Here is a 1515-nt window from a genome sequence, read left to right on the forward strand (position 1 = left end):
CGGACCCCGTGCCGTGGATGCGCAGTTCGCCGTCAATGATCCAGCGGTCGTCCCCCTCCAGCCAGTAGGGCAGCCCCTCGGGCCCCTCGGTGGAGAGGAAGGTCCCCACGACATGCCCGCTGCCCGCCGTCTTCAGCAGGGGGTGGAACACGCCCGGCTTGGTGGGCAGGCTCTCGGTGTACTGCGCCATGAGCGTGCCGTAGTCCGCGGGCGCGCCCGCCAGCGGCGACCGATACACCGTCAGTTTCCCGTCGTCCGGCAGAATCCCCGTGAGCCGGAGGACGCACTCGCGCGCGCACACAAAGGGAACGCGGTTGTACCACACCCCGCCCTCCGCGCCGGACAGCAGGGAGGAATAGGCGGGCGCGCCGGGGAGCTGCCCGAAGAAGAAGGACAGCGGCAGGCGCAGGGCCGCGCCCGTGGCGGCGATCTCGATCTCCGTGCGCGCGATGAACGCGGGGTCCACGCCCTCCAGCGTCATCCCGTGGATGAGCGCCGGGGCGTCCACGGTCAGCGTGTGGGAGAAGGGCTCCGCCTGGCTCCCGGCGGGCTTGTGGGACAGGGGAATCTCCACGGCCTCGCCCGCCGCGCGCAGCGTGCCGAGGGGATCCTTCCACCGCGCCACGGCGCGGCCCAGCAGTTCCCGCTCCTCCGGCGTCATCTCCATCTGGAAGGTCTTCACCCCCTCGTCCGAGGGAAAGGTGGCGTAGTTGAGCTGGAAGAACTTCACCCCGAGCCCGTCCACCACCACCTTGCAGGATTTCCGGTAGGGGATGGGGATGTAGGAGTAGAATCCGCCGATGCCCTTCCCGGCGAGGGGGTTCGGGAACCGCTCCAGCGAGTTGTCGAAGAGGCTCTCCATCGGCACGTCCAGCGCGGGCACGGCCTCCCCGTCGAGATAAATCCGGATGTGCTCCCCCTTGCGCTCCAGCAGCCCGTCGGCCTCGCCGCCGGCGTGCGTTGTCCAGAGGCGGCAGATGCAGCCCGGCCCCTCCATCTCCGCGATCACGCTGTTTCCGTCCTCCTCGCGCAGCTTGGAGTACTGGCCCGAGAAGCCGTCGTTGTTCCCCCCCGTCCGGTCATAGCTCGAGAACGACGCCATCCGCACGCCCGGCCGTGGCACCGGCAGCAGCGTGTCGTCGCACAGCTCCCCCAGACTGCCCGTGGGCTGCCAGGCCCACGCGCCCGCCGACGCGAGCAGGAGGAACAACGAAAGGAAAAGGGTCGGGGAACTCTTTCGCATGGCCGGTCTCCCATGGGTGCGCGGGGTCCGCGCCGCGCGTCCCCGGAACATCTTAGACCAACAGAAGCCGCGAAACAACCGGCGGACCCGGGGTGGTTCCGGCAAGAGGGCATCCCGCCGGCCGGAGGTCGGTGAAAACGAGATGGCTTCGCTTCGCTGCTAATGAAGTGGACGTATTCTTCCGCGCTCCAAGCCGCCGGTTTTTCTCTGCCAAACGTGGAAATGGCCGAAAGCGAAAGTCTTGGGCATCCCGGAGGGATGCAGGACATTAG

Annotated in this window: 1 protein-coding gene; it reads right to left on the reverse strand. The window is 68.4% G+C overall.

The window, feature by feature from the left end; all coding sequences use genetic code 11:
• On the reverse strand, positions 1-1243 hold a 1243-nt coding region (locus GXY15_10815; protein ID NLV41702.1), incomplete at its 3' end, for a DUF2961 domain-containing protein.
• Positions 1244-1515 lie beyond the last annotated feature (272 nt).

This window comes from Candidatus Hydrogenedentota bacterium (assembly GCA_012730045.1).
Taxonomy (GTDB): domain Bacteria; phylum Hydrogenedentota; class Hydrogenedentia; order Hydrogenedentales; family CAITNO01; genus JAAYBR01.